Annotated in this window: 17 protein-coding genes; 8 read left to right on the forward strand and 9 right to left on the reverse strand. The window is 69.5% G+C overall.

What is annotated here, in order from left to right:
• Positions 1-22: 22 nt before the first annotated feature.
• Together QMG86_RS31340 and QMG86_RS31345 are read right to left on the reverse strand one after the other, a co-directional pair.
• On the reverse strand, positions 23-394 hold the full coding sequence (locus tag QMG86_RS31340) for a DUF397 domain-containing protein (protein ID WP_281876476.1): 372 nt from the start codon (positions 392-394) through the stop codon (positions 23-25).
• 10 nt (positions 395-404) lie between these two features.
• On the reverse strand, positions 405-1,256 hold the full coding sequence (locus QMG86_RS31345) for a helix-turn-helix domain-containing protein (RefSeq protein WP_281876477.1): 852 nt from the start codon (positions 1,254-1,256) through the stop codon (positions 405-407).
• Between the two features lie 133 nt (positions 1,257-1,389).
• On the opposite strand from QMG86_RS31345, the gene QMG86_RS31350 reads away from it, so the two are divergent.
• A complete protein-coding gene (locus QMG86_RS31350) occupies positions 1,390-1,914 on the forward strand; it encodes a hypothetical protein (RefSeq protein ID WP_281876479.1) in 525 nt (174 codons plus the stop codon).
• On the opposite strand, the gene QMG86_RS31355 is transcribed toward QMG86_RS31350, so the two are convergent.
• Positions 1,883-2,386 carry a DUF4190 domain-containing protein gene (locus tag QMG86_RS31355; RefSeq protein WP_281876480.1) on the reverse strand — a complete coding sequence of 168 codons (504 nt, stop codon included), beginning with the start codon at positions 2,384-2,386 and terminating at the stop codon, positions 1,883-1,885. The genes QMG86_RS31350 and QMG86_RS31355 overlap by 32 nt on opposite strands.
• A 114-nt stretch (positions 2,387-2,500) precedes the next feature.
• Positions 2,501-3,289 carry a pirin family protein gene (locus QMG86_RS31360; protein WP_281876481.1) on the reverse strand — a complete coding sequence of 263 codons (789 nt, stop codon included), beginning with the start codon at positions 3,287-3,289 and terminating at the stop codon, positions 2,501-2,503.
• Between the two features lie 235 nt (positions 3,290-3,524).
• On the opposite strand from QMG86_RS31360, the gene QMG86_RS31365 reads away from it, so the two are divergent.
• Together QMG86_RS31365 and QMG86_RS31370 are read left to right on the forward strand one after the other, a co-directional pair.
• Positions 3,525-3,989 carry an NUDIX domain-containing protein gene (locus QMG86_RS31365; RefSeq protein WP_281876482.1) on the forward strand — a complete coding sequence of 155 codons (465 nt, stop codon included), beginning with the start codon at positions 3,525-3,527 and terminating at the stop codon, positions 3,987-3,989.
• A 118-nt stretch (positions 3,990-4,107) separates the two neighbouring features.
• A complete protein-coding gene (locus QMG86_RS31370; protein WP_281881219.1) occupies positions 4,108-5,403 on the forward strand; it encodes an MFS transporter in 1,296 nt (431 codons plus the stop codon).
• Here the strand turns inward: QMG86_RS31370 and QMG86_RS31375 are convergent.
• Positions 5,396-5,869, reverse strand: a complete 474-nt coding sequence (locus QMG86_RS31375; protein ID WP_281876483.1) for a hypothetical protein — start codon at positions 5,867-5,869, stop codon at positions 5,396-5,398. The two genes, QMG86_RS31370 and QMG86_RS31375, sit on opposite strands and share 8 nt — an antisense overlap.
• Before the next feature lie 321 nt (positions 5,870-6,190).
• Here QMG86_RS31375 and QMG86_RS31380 point away from each other — a divergent pair, with 321 nt between their 5' ends.
• A complete protein-coding gene (locus QMG86_RS31380; protein WP_281881220.1) occupies positions 6,191-7,786 on the forward strand; it encodes a glycoside hydrolase family 183 protein in 1,596 nt (531 codons plus the stop codon).
• On the opposite strand, the gene QMG86_RS31385 is transcribed toward QMG86_RS31380, so the two are convergent.
• From QMG86_RS31385 to QMG86_RS31395, 3 genes are read right to left on the reverse strand one after another with little or no spacing between them, the layout of a single operon-like run.
• Entirely contained in the window at positions 7,756-8,613 is an 858-nt protein-coding gene (locus QMG86_RS31385; RefSeq protein WP_281876484.1) for a 5-oxoprolinase subunit C family protein, read from the reverse strand. The genes QMG86_RS31380 and QMG86_RS31385 overlap by 31 nt on opposite strands.
• Positions 8,610-9,311 (reverse strand): 5-oxoprolinase subunit B family protein, encoded by a 702-nt coding sequence (locus QMG86_RS31390; RefSeq protein ID WP_281876485.1) that lies wholly within the window; start codon positions 9,309-9,311, stop codon positions 8,610-8,612. The genes QMG86_RS31385 and QMG86_RS31390 overlap by 4 nt, the downstream gene beginning before the upstream one ends.
• Positions 9,312-9,320: 9 nt before the next feature.
• Complete coding sequence (locus QMG86_RS31395; protein WP_281876486.1) at positions 9,321-10,076, reverse strand: LamB/YcsF family protein; 756 nt, start codon at positions 10,074-10,076, stop codon at positions 9,321-9,323.
• A gap of 140 nt (positions 10,077-10,216) precedes the next feature.
• Between QMG86_RS31395 and QMG86_RS31400 the strand changes: the two genes are divergently transcribed.
• On the forward strand, positions 10,217-11,032 hold the full coding sequence (locus QMG86_RS31400) for a hypothetical protein (protein WP_281876487.1): 816 nt from the start codon (positions 10,217-10,219) through the stop codon (positions 11,030-11,032).
• Between the two features lie 5 nt (positions 11,033-11,037).
• On the opposite strand, the gene QMG86_RS31405 is transcribed toward QMG86_RS31400, so the two are convergent.
• Entirely contained in the window at positions 11,038-12,498 is a 1,461-nt protein-coding gene (locus QMG86_RS31405) for a CCA tRNA nucleotidyltransferase (protein ID WP_281876488.1), read from the reverse strand.
• A gap of 80 nt (positions 12,499-12,578) precedes the next feature.
• Here QMG86_RS31405 and QMG86_RS31410 point away from each other — a divergent pair, with 80 nt between their 5' ends.
• From QMG86_RS31410 to QMG86_RS31420, 3 genes are read left to right on the forward strand one after another with little or no spacing between them, the layout of a single operon-like run.
• Complete coding sequence (locus QMG86_RS31410; protein ID WP_281876489.1) at positions 12,579-12,938, forward strand: hypothetical protein; 360 nt, start codon at positions 12,579-12,581, stop codon at positions 12,936-12,938.
• 59 nt (positions 12,939-12,997) lie between these two features.
• The gene (locus QMG86_RS31415; RefSeq protein WP_281876490.1) at positions 12,998-13,534 is read left to right on the forward strand and encodes an NUDIX hydrolase; all 537 of its coding nucleotides are present in this window, start codon (positions 12,998-13,000) and stop codon (positions 13,532-13,534) included.
• A complete protein-coding gene (locus tag QMG86_RS31420) occupies positions 13,531-16,119 on the forward strand; it encodes a DUF6049 family protein (protein ID WP_281876491.1) in 2,589 nt (862 codons plus the stop codon). Before QMG86_RS31415 ends, QMG86_RS31420 begins: the two co-directional genes overlap by 4 nt.
• Positions 16,120-16,770: the final 651 nt, after the last annotated feature.

A 16,770-nucleotide genomic window follows, 5' to 3' on the forward strand; every position in this document is an offset into this window, starting at 1 on the left:
CCGGGGGTGGTGAACAGGGAAATCAGGCAGGGGAGACGATGCGATCGAATTCGCCGTCGTGCGCGCCGAGCAGGAAGGCGTCCCACTCCTCCGGGGTGTAGGTGAGAGTGGTTCCGCCGTGGCGCAGTGCGATGTGACCGTTGGCTGCGGGATGTGCGCCCAGTTCGCCATGTGATCGCCCGCTGCGCAGTGCGTCGAGGAAGGCGGTCCATTCGGCTACGGTGACGGTGATGACGGGCTCTTCGTCGAGGCGGTTTGCCGGGTCACGGCGATATTTGCTGTCACGGATGAGCACCGCGTCACCAGCGAACCGGACCTCGACGCATTGGTTGCCGTTGTTCGATCTGGTCGATGTGAACCAGCCGGTGTGTTCCGGCCGTGCGGTGATGGCCATGGGCAGGATTTTACACGCGGGAATAGTGCCTGATCAGGGCCAATGACTCCGCTCGCGACAGCGATTGCTCGACCGCGCGCAGGTACGCGAAGCGCAGATCGCGGACCAGATCCGGGTCCTCGACGGCCCCGCCGAAGACCGCGCTCTCCACCCAGCCGAAAGTGGGCAGCTGTTCACCGGCGAAGTCGATGAGGTGGAAACTGGAGCCGCCCAGCACCGCGCCCGCGGTGGCCGCGAACGGGATGACGCGCACCTCGACGGTGTCCAGTTCCTCGATCAACTCGGCCAGATAGGTCAACTGCCCGCTCAGCACGTCCGGACCGCCGGTCTGCTGCAGCAGCGTGCCCTCACCGAAGACCGCGGTGAGTTCCACCGGGTCCGCGCCGCGCAACCGCTCCTGGCGCCGCATCCGGATCGCCACCAGCTGCTCGACCTGGACCGGCCGGATCATCACGTCGGCGCTGATCAACGCGCGGGCGTAGTCCTCGGTCTGGAGCAGGCCCGGTATCACGAGGCTGTCGTAGCTGCGGATGCTCTGCGCGCCGTATTCCATGCCGTAGAGGCGCTGCAGTTCCGGGCCGATCAATGCCGAGGACTTCGCCCACCATCCGCGCTGCTTACTGGCCTCCAGCAGGGCCAGCAGCTCCGCGCGTTCCTCGGGTTCCACGTCGAGCAGTTCGAGCACCGGGCCGATGGTCTTGGTGGTGAGCACCCGGCGGCCCTTCTCCACGTGTGACCAGTTGGCCGGGGTGAAGCCCACTCGCCTGGCGAAGCCCGCGGAGTCGAACCCCCGCTGTTCGCGCAGTTCACGCAGCCGAAGCACCAGCTCCCAGCGGGCAACGGTGGGGGACACGGGTGCCATGTGCAGGATGCTACGCCCACCCTTCCGCACGCTGTGAGTGACTATTGTCAAGCTACTTGACCAGGACTAGGGTCGAGACAGCGATCGATTCTTCCGAGCACGCGTCCACCACAGCGAGGCGAGGTTGTTCGTCATGAGTACATCGCGCATCGAATCGGCCAGGCATCTCGCGTCCACGGACTTCCCCTCGATCCAGGACGCGTTCGCTCGCTGCCGTCACTATCGCGAGAGCAATGGCCTATACGGTCTCGTGGACCCGATCCTGGGCCGCATCATGCTGGAGGTCGGCGCGGTCGGCGCGGTCGTGATGCCCGCGGAAGTCGGCAGGCGCGTACGCGAGCGCCTGACCGCAGGCCCCGAGCCTCGGCCGGGGCCGATCATCGCGCATCCGCGCGCGGATCGCTGGACCTTCCTGACCGGCCCCACCGACAACTCGTACCTGGACACCGGACTGTTCGCCGACCTGTTCCGGGTCTGCGCCTCGATCGCCCTGCCCGGCAGCCACATCGTGCTGCCGTCACCCACCGACGAGCACGGCGGCTACCGCACCTGGGTCGTGGCGCCCGACGGGGACTTCCGCCGCGAATTCGCCGAGGTGATCGCCGCGACCCGGGTGTGCGCCGCCGCTAACGGGGCGTCGGAGCGGGCGCCGGAGTGAGCGTGATGCTGTATTTGTCCTGCAGCTTCTCGTTCCAGTCGCGCTCGCACTGCTCGATCTTGGACTGGTCGTTGCCCGCTTTGTTCACGCAGTCCACGAAGTCCTTGCCGCCCGAGTCGACGAAGAAGTTGTAACCCACAATGGTGAGCAGGACGGCTCCCACGATGCCCAGCACGCCGAGGACGACACCGGTGATCGCCATGCCCATGCCCCCGGCGGTGCCCGCGCGGGCCTTGAACACCGCGACGATGCCGAGGATGACGGCGAAGATACCGCAGACGTAGCCGCCGATGATCGTCCAGAAGAACAGCAGCGCGAGGATGCCGAGCACCAGCGCGGTGATCGCCAGGCCCCGTCCCTTCGGCGATTCCTGCCAATAGGTGGGCTGGCCCGGGTACTGGCCGCCGGGCGGCGGGGGGTATTGACCCGGCGGCGGGTACTGGCCGGGCGGCGGGGGCGGATATTGCGACATGGACTTCCTCTCCGTCGGTGCCTCGCGATGCTCGGTCCGGACGAGGCGGTCCGAGGGTGCGCGGCGGTCGCCTACTGATCGCCCGCCCAACGGACGGATGTTAATGCGAACCGGCTACTGGGCGCCCAGCCGCGCGTGCATCTCCCACACCAGGATTTCCGAAGGTTGCCGCGCCACCACGCGTTGGCCGCCCGACCTGGTCAAACGCACCGCGTCGCCCTCGTAGAGCGGGCCCACTCCCTCCATGTCCACCTCACCGCGCGCGACGAACAAGTGCAGGTACGGCGCGTCGGGCAGGTCGACCACCTGCTCGGCGCCCGGCTCCGCGCTCGCCATGCGCGCCACATGCAGCGCCGAATGGCTGCTGTTGATGGCGATGGCGGTCCGATCGCGGTAGCGGGGCAGCCCCGAGGCGACCGTGACCAGACCTCCTCCCGCGAGTTCGTCGTCGATCTCCAGCTGCTCGTAGCCTGGGGTCAGCCCCGGTTCGTCGGGCACCACCCACATCTGCACGAAATGCACGGGATCCTCGTGCTCGGCGAGGTGGCCGTCCAGGCGCCACGAGTCGTTCTTCTCCGAATGCAGGATGCCGGTGCCCGCGCTCATGCGCTGGGCCAGACCGGGATAGATGACACCGCTGTGGCCCAGCGAATCCTGATGGACCAGACTGCCGCCGAGGACCCAGGTGACGATCTCCATGTCGCGGTGCGGATGGGTGTCGAAGCCCTGGCCGGGGGAGACGATGTCCTCGTTGTTGACCAGCAGCAGGCCGTGGTGGGTGTTGTCGGGATCGTAATGTTCCCCGAAGGAGAACGAATGCTTCGAATCCAGCCAGGAGACCCGCGTCTTCATGCGGTCGCCACCACGGTGGACATCGATGTGTGGTGTCGTGAGTGTGGACATCATGGTCCTCCTCTCGGGACCGTGCACCGATCGCCATTCAGGGTAGGAGCACTTCCGCCGTGGTACTCCGCATTCCTAGTAAATTGTGCCGCACTCGGCATTTTACGCGAGCGACCGGAAGGTGAACGGGAGGCGAGCAGAACCAACCGGTACGTCGAAACGTCGGGCCACCTCGTCGGATATCGCGGCCCGGCCCCGATTGCCCAGCGCCACAACGCCAACCGGAGGTAACGACGTGCTGGACCCCGATGACCTCGCCCGGCTGGAGCAGCAACTCCGCAGCGAAGCGCGCCGTGACGGCATCGCGCATTTCGTGATCGGCGTCGCCGTGTTCCGCGAGGGCCGGCTTCTGGTGGTGCGACGGGTTGCCGACGACTATCACGGCGGCATGTACGAACTGCCCGGCGGGGGCGTCGAATCGGGGGAGACATTCGCCGAGTGCGTCGAGCGGGAATTGCTGGAGGAAACAGGGCTGCGGCTGCGCGCCGTCGTCGACTTCCTCGGTGGATTCGATTACGCCACGCGGACCAAGGCGAAAGTGCGGAAATACACCTTCGTCGCGGAGGCCGAATCGGGCGATGTCACCCTCGCCCCGGGCGAGCACGACGCGTTCGCCTGGATCGACGCCGGTGCGCTCGACGAACTGCCGATGGCGCCGGATATGCGAGCGACAGTGAGCGCGCTGGTCGACCGGGTCTGACGCGCGGCGCTGGGCCGACGCGCGAGCATGCGACATCGTCGGCGTACGCAGTAGTCTCGCGGACGTGTCGACTGGTCACGCCGAAGGCCTCACTCCCGCGGAGCAGCGGCCGGAGGGACTGCTCGCCACACTTCGGCAGAGCCCAGGCGTGGCGCGGCTGGCCGTGGTGCGTTTCGCCGGGCAGTTCGGCGACGGGATGTTCCAGGCGGCGTTGTCGGGCGCGATCCTGTTCAACCCGGAGCGGCAGACCGATCCGCTGGCCATCGCCGCGGGCTTCGCGGTACTGCTGCTGCCGTATTCGCTGATCGGGCCGTACGCGGGCGCACTGCTGGATCGCTGGGACCGGCGCGCCGTGCTGCTGGTGGCCAACGTGCTGCGCGCCGCACTGATCGCGCTGGTCAGCGTCGGGCTGCTGGCCGGAGTCGGCGAGACGCCGCTGCTGTTGCTGGCTCTGGCGGTGGTGGGTGTCAGCAGATTCGTCCTGGCAGGCGTCTCGGCCGCACTGCCGCGGGTGCTGGCGCAGGCATGGCTGGTGCCGATGAACTCGGTGCTGGCCACGGTCGCCTCCGGGTGCGCGGGTGCGGGTGCGGCCATCGCGGTGGGCGTGATCGGTCTGATCGGAGCGGGAGACTTCGCCTCGGCGGTCGCGGTCGCGATCAGCGGCGCCGGGTCGTTGCTCGGCGCGGCGCTGGCGGCGGGGTTCCGGCGGCGCGTGCTCGGCCCGGCGTCCGGCGCGGCGGTGGGCGAGAACACAGTGCACGCGATCGCTATCGGTCTGCGTACCGGCGCCACGGCGGTGTGGGAGTCGCGGGCGGTCACGACGGCGATGCTCGGCATCGGCACGCACCGGATCGTCTTCGGCGTGAATACGCTGATCATGGTGCTGGTCCTGCGCCAGGCCCCGGTGGACGGCACCGGGCTCAGTGGCGGACTGGTCGGTTTCGGCGTCGCGATCGGCGCCACCGCAGGGGGCATGCTGGTGGCCGCCGTAGTCGCGCCGCTGCTCATTCTCCGGCTGGGGCGGGCACGCACCGTGGTCGCCGGGCTGATCACCGCGATGCTGGTGCAACTGACCCTGGTCACGCCGATCGCGTTCGCCGACGCGGGCGCCGCGGTGCAGCGTGCGCACGAACTGCTCTTGGCCGGCGCCTTTCTGCTGGGTCTGGCCGGGCAGACGATCAAGCTGGCCGGTGACGCGACCATGCAGATCGACATCGATGACGCTCGCCGGGGCCAGGTCTTCGCCTTGCAGGACACCGTTTTCAACATCACGTTCGTGCTGGCGATCGCGGCCGCGGCCGTGATCATTCCGGATGACGGCAGATCCGCGGCGGTGGTGCTGTCGGGGGCCGCCATCTACGCGGCGGGCATCGCGGCCATCGCGGTGAACAAGCGCCGCCGCGCGGTCAGCTGAGAAACAAATCGTCGCCTGGGTCGCGGCGGGCGCGGTTGAGCCAGTGCGCGAGATGCTCGGGCAGCGCACCGGCGCCGGCATCCTCGGGACCCGGCTGCGACTCCGATAGTCGCTGGTCGCCCAACAGGCGATCCGGTGCGTCCGCGTCCGTGCGCACGATCCAGTCCAGCGGCTCACTCGCCGCGTCCGCGGGCAGACCGGTGATCTCGTGGTTCCACGTCCCGAGGCCGGTGGGATCGGTGAAGAAATGGTCGGGCACGCCGTCGTCGTCGAGATCCAGCGCCGCGACCTCGGCCCGGCCCGCACCGGCCGGATCCCACAGCGCGTCGTCGGCGATACCGTCCCCGTCGAAGTCCAGCCGCACCGCGTCGGCCGCGCCCGTGCTGCCGAGTTCCAGGTCGGCCTCGCTGGTCCAGACGTGCACGCAGCCGTCACCGGTACCGAACACGTACTCGATCTCGTCCATATTCCCTTGGACGCACGCGCCACGGCCCCGGTTCCATTACGCAGGCTTTTTTCGATTCGCCGTCCCCCGTTCGCGGCGGTTGTTCCGGTAAGTTGACCTGTCAGCGGCCGACCGACAGGAGTCGATACGACATGGGTTTTCCGGTGCACAACCCCGATGCGGTACGAGAACTGCTGGGCGCGTGGGAAACTCGGTCCGCTGCCGCGCACCCGATCGCTTGACGACCGCGGCCGGGCCGACCTGATGCGCACCTCCGCGATCACCTCCCCTCGTGCACCGGCTCTGTTCGGCGCACTGCTCATCGGCGCGCTCACCGTGCCGATGCCGACCGCGCAAGCCGCGCCGTTCCCGTGGGCGCCGCCGCCGGTGAACACCTGCGGCGAAGTCGGATTCGACCCGCTCAACCGCGAACCCGATCCGGCGCAGCCGCCACCGCCTCCGTTGCCCCCGCAGATCGACATCCCCGTCCCGATCCCGGAACTCACTCCCGTTCCGGTGCCCGACCCGCCGCAGGACAACACACGGATCGTTCCCGATCCGCTGCCGGAGAATCCGTGCGACAACCCATGCCCGGATATCAGGGACTATCCCGAGCACCCCGGAACCGATCCGGCTCCCAGCCCGACGCCCGAGACCGGCACCGATGAGGGGACCGGTTCCTCCGGCTCGGCCTCGGGCTCCGGTTCGGGCAGCGCTTCCGGGTCCGGGTCCGGCAGCGGCTCGGGTTCCGGTGCGCCCGTCAAACTTCCGCGCGTCGAGTTCAAACCGGAGATCGAGCCGATTCCGGTCCCCGTGCCCGGCGGTCCCAGCGAGGAGCCGCAACCCGCCCCACCGCCGGTGGTGCATCCGGCCGAACCGGGACCGCTCACGGCTCCGGTGGCCGCGCCCGCGGTGGAGTCGGTTCGGCTGGTCGGGCAGGTGACCGGGCACGGCTCGGAGAACCGGACCGACATGCGCTGGCAGGTCGACGGCACCGATCTCGGGTTGATGTGGGAGACGGCGCCCGGTGAGGTCGCCGTCGTCTTCGGCGACACTTTCGGCAAAGGCTGGGGCGTCGGCGGCGCGGGTAACGACGACCAGGACTGGCGCAGCAACGTCATCGGTTTCAGCACCGACCACGACCTGTCCGACGGCCTGACGCTGGACACCTTCGCCCAGGACAGTCGCTGCCACGCCGCGGAGATCCTGGGTAGCCGCAAGATCAAGAACTGGGAGACCACCACCATCCCGACCTCCGGGTTCGCCGTCGGCGACCGGCAGTACCTCAGCTACATGTCGGTGAACAGGTGGAGCCGCATCCCGGGCCTGTGGTGGACCAATTACGGCGGCATCGCCTACTCCGACGACCTCGGGCGTACCTGGCGCAAAGACCAGCACGCCAAGTGGGAGAACCTGTTCGGTCTGGGCAAGTTCCAGGTCGCGGCGATGGTGCCGCAGGGCGGGTACGTCTACATGTTCGGCACACCCAACGGACGCATCGGCACGATCGCACTGGCCCGCGTGCCCCAGCAGCAGATCCTCAACAAGTCCGCCTACCAATATTGGGTGGGCGGCACCTGGGCGCCCGCCGCCGAGAACCAGGCCACCCCGTTGGTGCTCGGCATGGCCAGTGAGCTCTCGGTGCGCTACGACCGGTCGACCGGACAGTGGCAGATGGTGTACCTGGATTCGGCGCGGGGCGCGATCGTGCTGCGTACCGCGGCGAGTCCGCAGGGCGCGTGGACGGAAGCGATCCCGCTGGTGTCCACCGCCGACTACCCGAAGTCCTACGGCGGGTTCATCCATCCGTGGTCGACCGGCGAAGATCTGTACTTCATGCTCTCGGCATGGGACACCTACAACGTGTACCTCATGCACGCCCGGCTGATGCCGAGCGCGACCCAGGGTCAGCCCGCGCGCACGAACCGCACCGGCTGACCGGGCCGGGTCTGCGCGATCGCGTCGACGTCGGCGTCGACCACCACCGCGACTACCGGATAGCCGCCCGTGACCGGGTGATCGGCGAGGAACACGACCGGCTGTCCGCTCGGCGGCACCTGGATCGAGCCGAGTGCCATGCCTTCCGTCGGCAGTTCGCGAGTGACCTTGCGGACCAATGGCGGTCCGGTGCGGCGGGCCAATCGGGCGCCCACCCGGTCGGTGTCGGCGGAGATCTCCCACTCGCCCTCGAACAGGGCCGCGGCGTCGGTGAACCAGTCGTCGCGCGGACCGGGCACAGCACGCACGGTGACGACATCGGCGGGCAGCTCCGCGACCGGGGCGACGTCCACGACCGGGATCGTGTGCGGAGAAGGCCCGACCGGGAGGCGATCGCCCTTCGCCAAAGGCTCCGGCCCCAGGCCCGACATGGTGTCGCGGCTCCGGGAGCCGAGCGTCTCCGGAACGGAGATGCCGCCGCGCACCGCGACGTAACTGCGCAGTCCGACGGAGGCGTAGCCGAGCCGGAGTTCCTGCCCGGGTTCGAGTTCCAGCACGCTGGCGTGACCCACCGGTCTGCCGTCCACGGTCACGGGTGCCGGCGCGCCGGTGACCGCCAGCATGACGTGCTCCTCCGCGTGCAGCGCGAAGCCTCCGAGCAGCACTTCGACGGCCGCATGCCCTTCCGGGTTGCCGACCAGGCGATTGGCCAGCCGCAACGACCCGCGGTCGGCCGCTCCCGCGACGCCGACACCGGAATCGAACCATCCTGGCCGTCCGAGATCCTGGATGGTGGCGAGTGGTCCCACCTTCTCCACGACGATCATCGGCCGTCTCCCGCATCGATGAATCGCACCGCGGCGCCCGCGCGGATCAGCGCGGGCGGGTCGCGCTCGACATCCCACATCTCGAGGTCGGTGCTGCCGATCAGCTGCCATCCACCGGGTGTGCTGCGTGGGTACACGGCGCTGTATCCACCGGCGAGCGCGACCGCACCCGCCGGAATCGACGTGCGGGCCTGGGCTCTCCGGGGCACCGACAACCGGCCGTCGGGCGATTCCAGGTAGCCGAAGCCCGGCGCGAATCCGACGAAAGCACACCGCCACACCGTGCCGGTGTGCGCGGCGATCACCTCCGCGGGCGTGACCTCCAGCATCCGAGCCACCTCGTCGAGGTCGGCGCCGTCGTAGCGCACCGGAATCGACACCGGTTCGCCGTGGAAGGCGCTGTCGGGCAATGTTCCACGGGAAACAGGCCGTTCGGCGTGCAGGTCGACCAGCAGCGTCGTCAGCGCCCGGCGGACCGCTTCCGCCGCGCCGGGAGCATCGAGCGTCAGGAGTACCGTTTCCGCGGCGGGCAGCAGGTCCTGCACGCCGGGTACCGGACGATCCCGTAGCGCCGCCACGAGTTCCGCGACCATGTCCCGTCGCTGCGGAGTGATCAACAGCGCCCGATCGCCCGCCGCGCGGATCGCCTCCTCGGCCGCTTGCCGCTGCGCGTGCGTCACCGCGTCTTTTGTCCGCATGTCCCTGCCTCAGCCGAACGGCTCCACCGGCACGCCGACTTCGTCCAGCGCGGTGCGGATGTGCCGGGCCATCTGCACCGCCGCCGGTGAATCACCGTGCACACAGATGCTCGCCGCACGCACGGCGACCTCACCGGAGCCGTCCGCCGTCCGCGCGGCCCCGGACTTGGCGATCGAAATCGCCTGGGCGACCGCCTCCTCCGGCGCCAATACCGCCCCTGGCGTGCCGCGCGGAGCCAGCGACCCGTCCAGAGTGTAGGCACGGTCGGCGAAGCCTTCCCCGACGAAGCGCACTCCGGTGGCCTGCGCCGCCGACTCCAGCTCGGTGCCGGCCGGGCCGAGCAGGGCCAGCCGCGGGTCGTACTCGGCGATCGCGGCCAATACCGCGTCGGCCAGGCTCCTATCGCGCGCGGCCGAGTGGTACAGCGCGCCATGTGGTTTCACGTAGCGCACCCGATCCCCGGCGGCTTTCGCGAAAGCGTCCAGGCCGCCGATCTGATACAGCACCTCGTCGCGCAGTTCGCCGGGCGCCACAGCGATCTCCCGCCTACCGAAACCGGCCAGATCGCGATACCCGACGTGGGCGCCGATCCGCACGCCCTTCGCCACCGCGAGCGCGCAGGTCCTGCGCATGATCGCCGGGTCGCCCGCGTGGAAGCCGCAGGCGATGTTCGCACTGGTGACGATGTCGAGCATGGCGGCGTCGTCACCCATCGTCCACGGCCCGAATCCCTCGCCGAGGTCACTGTTCAGATCCAGCGCCATGTGCGTCCTCCCAGCGGTGTGACAGCCGGCCTTCCGATTCTCCTGCCCGAGCCTTCACCTGGGCAAGGACGTCCGCTCCGCGCGACCTGGGTCACAGCGCGCGGGCTCGGGCGCCCGCGCCAAGTACGCTCGATCCAATCATGGCCACGTATTTCGATCCGAAGTCCTGGTCGCCGTTGCGGGCCGTCGATCTCGGAAAGCGCCTGTTCGATCAATCCTGGCTGGAGCAGTGGGTCGCGCTCAGCACGGCTTGGATGGATCCGGTCGCCGACCTCGGCGCAGGCACCGTCACGGCGCTGCTGCCGGACGTGCTGATGACCATGCTCAGCGAGGGCATCCTGAGCCGGTTCGGCGGGCAGGAGGTCAGCGCGACCCTGCTCGGGCATGACCTGCATGCCACCTTGCAGGTGCTGAAAGTGCGCCGCCGCGGCGCGCACTTCCAGACCAAGACGGTGCTGTCGCGGCTGCGCTGGGACGATCACCCGATCGAGTCCGTGACGGTGATCGCCCACGGCGTCCGCCTGATACCGGGCGTGCCGACCAAGGTGCGCACCGCACGGCTCGATCTCATCGGCACCGTCACCACGGCGGCGCTGGTCGGGTGGCTCAACACCCAGCCGCTGGACTGGGACCTCGACGTGCACCCGAGCGGGCTGATCCGGGCCAGGCACCGCCGCCGGCTGGTCACCGCCCTGGTGGAGGCGTCCGTCACGGACAACCGGCTGGACATCGCGATCCGCCGGGTGACCTGGTGCGGCGTCCGCATTCCGCGACGAATGATCGACGTTCCCGCCGTACCGCTCGAGCACCTGCCCAAGGACGCGCGGATCGTGCGCGCCGTGCGGGAGGGCGACCTCATCCGTTTCCGCGTCGAACTGCCGGAGATCGCCGGGTCGTTCGACCTGGCCCAGATGCGCTCGGCGATCCTGGCCGGCACCACCCTGATCGTCTTCTGACCCGATCAGCTCTGCGTCTTCCACCATTCCAGTAGCGCGGCCTCGGCCTCGTCCCGGCTGAGCGGGCCGTGGTCGAGACGCAGCTCCTTCAGGTGGCGCCACGCCCGCCCCACGTCGGGTCCCGGAGACAGACCGAGCAGTTCCATGATCGCGTTGCCGTCCAGATCCGGGCGGACCTTGGCGAGGTCTTCCTGCTCACGCAACCGTTCGATCCGTGCCTCGAGCTCGTCGTAGGTGGCGCGCAACGCGGCGGCCCGGCGCTTGTTGCGGGTGGTGCAGTCGGCGCGGACGAGTTTGTGCAGGCGGGGAAGCAGGTCGGCGGCATCGGTGACGTAACGGCGGACCGCGGAGTCGGTCCACTGGCCTTTGCCGTAACCGTGGAAGCGAAGGTGCAGGAACACCAGCCGGGCGACGTCCTCGGTGAACTGCTTCGGGTACTTCAGCGCCCGCATCCGTTTGCGCACCATCTTCGCGCCGACCACCTCGTGGTGGTGGAAGCTGACGCCGCCGCCCGGCTCGTTGCGCTTGGTGTCGGGCTTGCCGATGTCGTGTAGCAGCGCGGCCCAGCGCAGTACCAGGTCGGGGTCGCCGTCCTCCTGGTCGATCGCCTGCTCGAGCACGGTGAGCGAATGCCAGTAGACGTCCTTGTGCTGGTGGTGCTCGTCGATCTCCAGTTTCATCGCGGGCACCTCGGGCAGCACCCGCTGCGCCAGCCCGGTCTCGCACATGACGTTGATGCCGTCGATCGGGTGCGCGCCCCCGATGAGCTTGTCGAGTTCCACCCGCACCCGCTCGGCGGTGATGCGGTCGATCTGGTCGGCCATCGCGGTGATCGCGGCCCGCACCCGCGGATGCGGCTCGAACCCCAACTGGGAGACGAACCGCGCGGCGCGCAGCATGCGCAGCGGATCGTCGTTGAACGAATCCTCCGGCGCGGCAGGCGTGTCCAGCACGCCGTCGAGCAGGGCGGTCATGCCGTCGAGCGGATCGATGAACTCGAGCGCGCCGTCCGCGCCGATCTTCACGGCCATCGCGTTCACGGTGAAGTCGCGCCGCACCAGGTCTTCGTCGAGCGAGTCGCCGAAGGTCACCTGGGGGTTGCGGGACACCCGGTCGTAGCTATCCGCGCGGAAGGTGGTGATCTCCAGCTGCTGCCCGTCCTTGGCCGCGCTGACCGTGCCGAACGCCAGACCGCCGGTGTCCCACAGATGGTCGGCCCACCCGCGCAGGATGTCCTGCACCGCCTCCGGCCGCGCGTCGGTGGTGAAATCCAGATCGGTCCCCAACCGGCCGAGCACCGCGTCCCGCACGCTCCCGCCGACCAGGTACAGCTCGTGCCCCCGCGCCGCGAACATCTCGCCGAGCGGCGTCAGCACATCGGCCAGCCCCCCGAGCGTCACCGCCGCGGCGGCCAGCAGTCGGGTACGTCTATCCAGCGCAGCGTCCTGAGACTTCGGCGAAACCACGAATGAGCAGCTTACCGAGCCACGCCAACGATTATCGCAGCCCAGCCCACGCAGTAGCCCGGATATATAAGGACACCGACATGAGCCCAGCCAGCGACGTCCGCACAGCGCGCACCATCCCACTCCTGCCGACTACGCAGCCGCCACAACCGCGACCCTCCAGAAGCGAGACCGAGCATCCGCCGTTCGCGGCCCGGCTCGCGTCCGAGCGGCCGCACTTCCACGACAAACCACCAGCACCGGCCAGGCTCGAGATCACCCACTACCAGCCGCGCACCCCGGACCTCGAACTCGAAGACCGACGCACCCAGCCCACCCCGACCACGTCTTCCGAGCGAAGCGAGACCGAGCATCCGCCGTTCGCGGCCCGGCTCGCGTCCGAGCGGCCGCCGCGTCCGCGACGCAGTCGCCAGCGGCGGTCGCTCGAACGCGAGCCATGAGGGGGCCGCGAACACCCAGCGCCGCAGGCGCTGGAAAACAAACACAGTAGGATTGCCAGGTGTCTCCGGCCGATCGTGCGAACAGTCGACGCCGCCAGCCTCGGCGCCGCGGTTCGGCCACCAATGCCGCGAAGCCGCGGATGCGCACGGTGCGGGAGACCTCGGCGGGTGGGCTGGTGGTCGACGGCTTGGACGGCCCTGCGGAATCGCGTAGCGCGGCGCTCATCGGGCGCACCGATCGCCGCGGCCGGTTACTGTGGTCGCTGCCCAAAGGACATATCGAAGAAGGTGAGACCGCCGAGCAGACCGCGATCCGCGAGGTCGCCGAGGAGACCGGCATCAACGGTGTCGTGGTCGCCGAACTCGGCAGCATCGATTACTGGTTCGTGACCGATGGTCGGCGGGTACACAAAACGGTGCATCATTATCTGCTGCGTTCGGTCGGTGGCGAACTGTCCGACGCCGACGTGGAAGTGACCCAGGTCGCCTGGGTTCCGTTGAGTGAACTGGATTCTCGGCTGGCCTACGCAGATGAGCGGCGGCTGGCGGAGATGGCGAACAAGCTGATCGACCGGATGGAGACCGGCAAGCGATGACGCGTGGACTGTTCCGGATCTTCGTGGCGGTCCTGACCATCCTCGGCCCGGTGACGACGCTGCCACTGCTCGATTCCGCGTCGGCCGTTGCGCAACCCGCTGGATCCGGCACTTCGACGAATCCCAAATTCTTGAAGTTGTCCCTCGATTCGGTGACGCCGACCACAGTGACCACCAGCAGCGACTCCCAGCTCACGGTGGCGGGGACGGTCACCAACATCGGCGATCGTGTGGTGGACGACGTCAGCATCCGCGTCCAGCGGGCGGCGGCGATCACCGCGCCGGCCGGATTGCGCGCCACGTTGCGCCTCGACGAGGTCAATTACGACGTGAACGGCGAGTTCGAGGACATCGCGCAGCGGCTCAATCCGGGCCAGCGCAAACAGTTCACGCTGAGCATCCCGTTGCGCTCGGAAAGCGGCGCCACGTCGTTGCGCATCACCGAACCCGGCGTCTACCCGCTGCTGCTGAACGTGAACGGCGAACCGGCTTACGGCACGCAGGCCCGGCTCGACGACGCCAGGTTCCTGCTCCCGGTGCTCGGCGTACCGCCCGCCCCTGGCGACGAGGCTCCGCCGGTGCCCGCGCCCACCGACGCACCGGTGGCGACGACGTTGCTGTGGCCGCTGGCCGACCGGCCGCGGCAGGTCGGTGGTCATCCGGGCAGCGTGGACGGCAAGGTGGAACTCACTGACGACGAATTGGCCGCTTCGCTCGGCAAGGGCGGCCGTCTGGATCAACTGCTGGCCGCGCTGGAGGGGACGTTGAACCCGGGCGCGGGCCGCGGCAACGCCGATCTGGCCTCGGCCGTGTGCCTGGCCGTCGACCCCGACCTGCTGCTCACCGTGCGCGCGATGACCAAGGGTTACCGGGTGCTGGCCAGCCCGTCCGATCCCGACGGGGCGACCAGGGCGGGCGCAGGCGCCGAGCAGGCGCAGACCTGGCTGGACCGGTTGCGCGCGCTGGCCGGCTCGATGTGCACCGTCGCGCTGCCGTTCGCGCAGGTCGACCTCACCGCGCTGGCCGCGGTCAACGACCCGGCGCTGTCGGCGCGTGCGATCAACGAACCGGCCGAGATCATCGACTCGATCCTCTCCACCCGGTCGGTGCGCGGGGTCAGCCTGCCGGATTCGGGCAGTATCGACCACGGCGCGGGCGTCCTGTTGCGCAGTCACGGTTTCGGCACCGCCGTGCTCGCCTCGACGGCGGCCGTTGCGCAGGGCAGCGCGGATTGGGCACAGTCCAGTAGTGCGAGCGGCCAGGCCACGACCGGCGCGAACGAGGTCGCCTCCACCGCGGACCCGGCGATCCCGGAAGTGGTGCGGCTGCCCGAGATCACCGCGAGTCAGCCGACCGCACCGGCACCCGCACCACCGGTCACGGGGAATCCGGCGCCGCCCGTCGCGAGTGCGCCCACCCCTGCCGCCGACCCCGCCCTGCATGCGGTGACGTTCGACATCTGGTCGGCGACGGCGCTCGCCGCAGTGGGCTCGAATCCGCCCACCCCGCCGTTCACCCCGTCCCGCGTGCGCTACGACGTCACCAACGACTCGCGCGCGGCACGGTTGCAGGACGCTCTCGGGGCCATCTCCTGGAGCGCGCTGCACCCGGAGACGAACCGGTCGCGGTCGCTGTTGCTCGCCCCTCCGCAGCAGTGGGGTGCGAACCGGGACGAGGCCACCGCCCTGCTGCGCCAAGTCGACCAGCTGTTGCGCGGCAACCTCGCCACCGCGCGTCCGTTTCATGATCTGGTGGCGCTGCCGCCGGACCCCCAGCCCTACGAGCTGGACTATCTGCCGCAGGCGGCGCAGGACGCGGTGCCGGACCGGTTCCTGCCGCCCGTGCGCGACCAGAGCCGTCGGATCACCGAGATGATGCGCGCCCTGGTGGACGTGCCCGAGGCCGAACCGACGCCGCACGATTTCCTGACACCGCTGCGCGACGACCTGCTGCGCGTGCTCAGCCTCTCGGATCGGCGCGCAGGCGACGCCGCGCCGCCGGATACGTTCGCCCAGCGGCGGCTGGACCAGAACACGCGCACGATGGACAAGCTCTATCGCTCGGTTACCGTGCTTCCGCCGGGCGGTGTGTACACGCTCGCGTCCGAGCAGAGCCCCCTGCTGCTGGTCGCCCGCAACGATCTGCCGGTGGCGATCCGGGTCAGATTCCGGATCGAGGCGCCGGCCGAGACGCAGATCACCGATCCCGGCGAGCAGCAGCTCCCGGCGAACGGGTCGCGGTCCTTCCAGATCCCGACGGAGGTCAGCGACAGCCGGAATCTGGTCATCCCGATCTCCCTCACCACACCGGAGGGCGTCGCGCTCGGCAATCCCACCCAGGTCTCGGTGCGTTCGAATGCCTACGGCAAGGCGTTGGCGATAATTACGGGATGCGCCGCACTCCTGCTGCTCCTGCTTGCCGGTCGCCGTTTGTGGCGCCGGTTCCGCGGGCAGCCCGATCCGGCCGACGAGGGCTTCGATCCGGGAACCAGGCGGCGGGTGAACCGATACCGGCGTGCGCGCCTGCGCGTGCTGCGCGCCCAGGAACAAGAGCGCGAGCAGCAGCAGCTGCAGGAGACGCGGTGACGGATCCCGCTTCGACGGGGCCCCGAGAACAGCTGCTACCTGCGTCGATGTGGGGTACCGGGGTGTCGTGTGGCACGGTGGAGGACAATCACAGTGTTCCTGAGCCGGTCCGATCCGGAGGGGGACCATTGACAGAATGTTCGCCGACCATGGCGGACCGTTGCGGCGAGTCGCGGCTCACCGCACCGATGGGGGTGCGGACATCCCGGCTGGTACAGGAGGCATGATGAGCGACGATGACATATCGGCTCATCGCCCTCGACCAAACGACCGACTCGACGGGCCACCGGCTCGTCGAGCGCCGGTCGCTCCTTGGGAACGCGGCCCTGCCCACTCCGAAGCCGAGCAGCCCGGCGTGAACGGCGGCCCCTATCCCGAGGGCCGGCCGCCGCGGGTGCCGCAGGTCAGTCGTCCTCCGGCCGGGCCGCAGCGGCCGGACCAGCGCATGGCTCCGCCGCCTCCTCCTCCCGCCCGGCCCATGCCGCCGGTACCACCACCACCGCGCCCCGGGCCCGTGCCGAACCCGCGGCCGTATCCCGCTCCGCCGCCTGCGGCCGGTCCGGGACAACCGCGGCCGGTTCCTCCTGTGCCCGCTCGTCCGGGCCCCGTGCCTGCCGGTCCGCCGCCAGGCTCCGCCCGGCAGGCGCCGCC

It is taken from the genome of Nocardia sputorum (assembly GCF_027924405.1).
Taxonomy (GTDB): Bacteria; Actinomycetota; Actinomycetes; order Mycobacteriales; family Mycobacteriaceae; genus Nocardia; species Nocardia sputorum.

Coding starts and splice junctions, on each gene's coding strand:
- QMG86_RS31340 (WP_281876476.1), bottom strand. CDS start 394: ATGGCCATCACCGCACGGCCGGAACACACCGGCTGGTTCACATCGACC.
- QMG86_RS31345 (WP_281876477.1), bottom strand. CDS start 1,256: ATGGCACCCGTGTCCCCCACCGTTGCCCGCTGGGAGCTGGTGCTTCGG.
- QMG86_RS31350 (WP_281876479.1), top strand. CDS start 1,390: ATGAGTACATCGCGCATCGAATCGGCCAGGCATCTCGCGTCCACGGAC.
- QMG86_RS31355 (WP_281876480.1), bottom strand. CDS start 2,386: ATGTCGCAATATCCGCCCCCGCCGCCCGGCCAGTACCCGCCGCCGGGT.
- QMG86_RS31360 (WP_281876481.1), bottom strand. CDS start 3,289: ATGTCCACACTCACGACACCACACATCGATGTCCACCGTGGTGGCGAC.
- QMG86_RS31375 (WP_281876483.1), bottom strand. CDS start 5,869: ATGGACGAGATCGAGTACGTGTTCGGTACCGGTGACGGCTGCGTGCAC.
- QMG86_RS31380 (WP_281881220.1), top strand. CDS start 6,191: ATGCCGACCGCGCAAGCCGCGCCGTTCCCGTGGGCGCCGCCGCCGGTG.
- QMG86_RS31385 (WP_281876484.1), bottom strand. CDS start 8,613: ATGATCGTCGTGGAGAAGGTGGGACCACTCGCCACCATCCAGGATCTC.
- QMG86_RS31390 (WP_281876485.1), bottom strand. CDS start 9,311: ATGCGGACAAAAGACGCGGTGACGCACGCGCAGCGGCAAGCGGCCGAG.
- QMG86_RS31395 (WP_281876486.1), bottom strand. CDS start 10,076: ATGGCGCTGGATCTGAACAGTGACCTCGGCGAGGGATTCGGGCCGTGG.
- QMG86_RS31400 (WP_281876487.1), top strand. CDS start 10,217: ATGGCCACGTATTTCGATCCGAAGTCCTGGTCGCCGTTGCGGGCCGTC.
- QMG86_RS31410 (WP_281876489.1), top strand. CDS start 12,579: ATGAGCCCAGCCAGCGACGTCCGCACAGCGCGCACCATCCCACTCCTG.
- QMG86_RS31420 (WP_281876491.1), top strand. CDS start 13,531: ATGACGCGTGGACTGTTCCGGATCTTCGTGGCGGTCCTGACCATCCTC.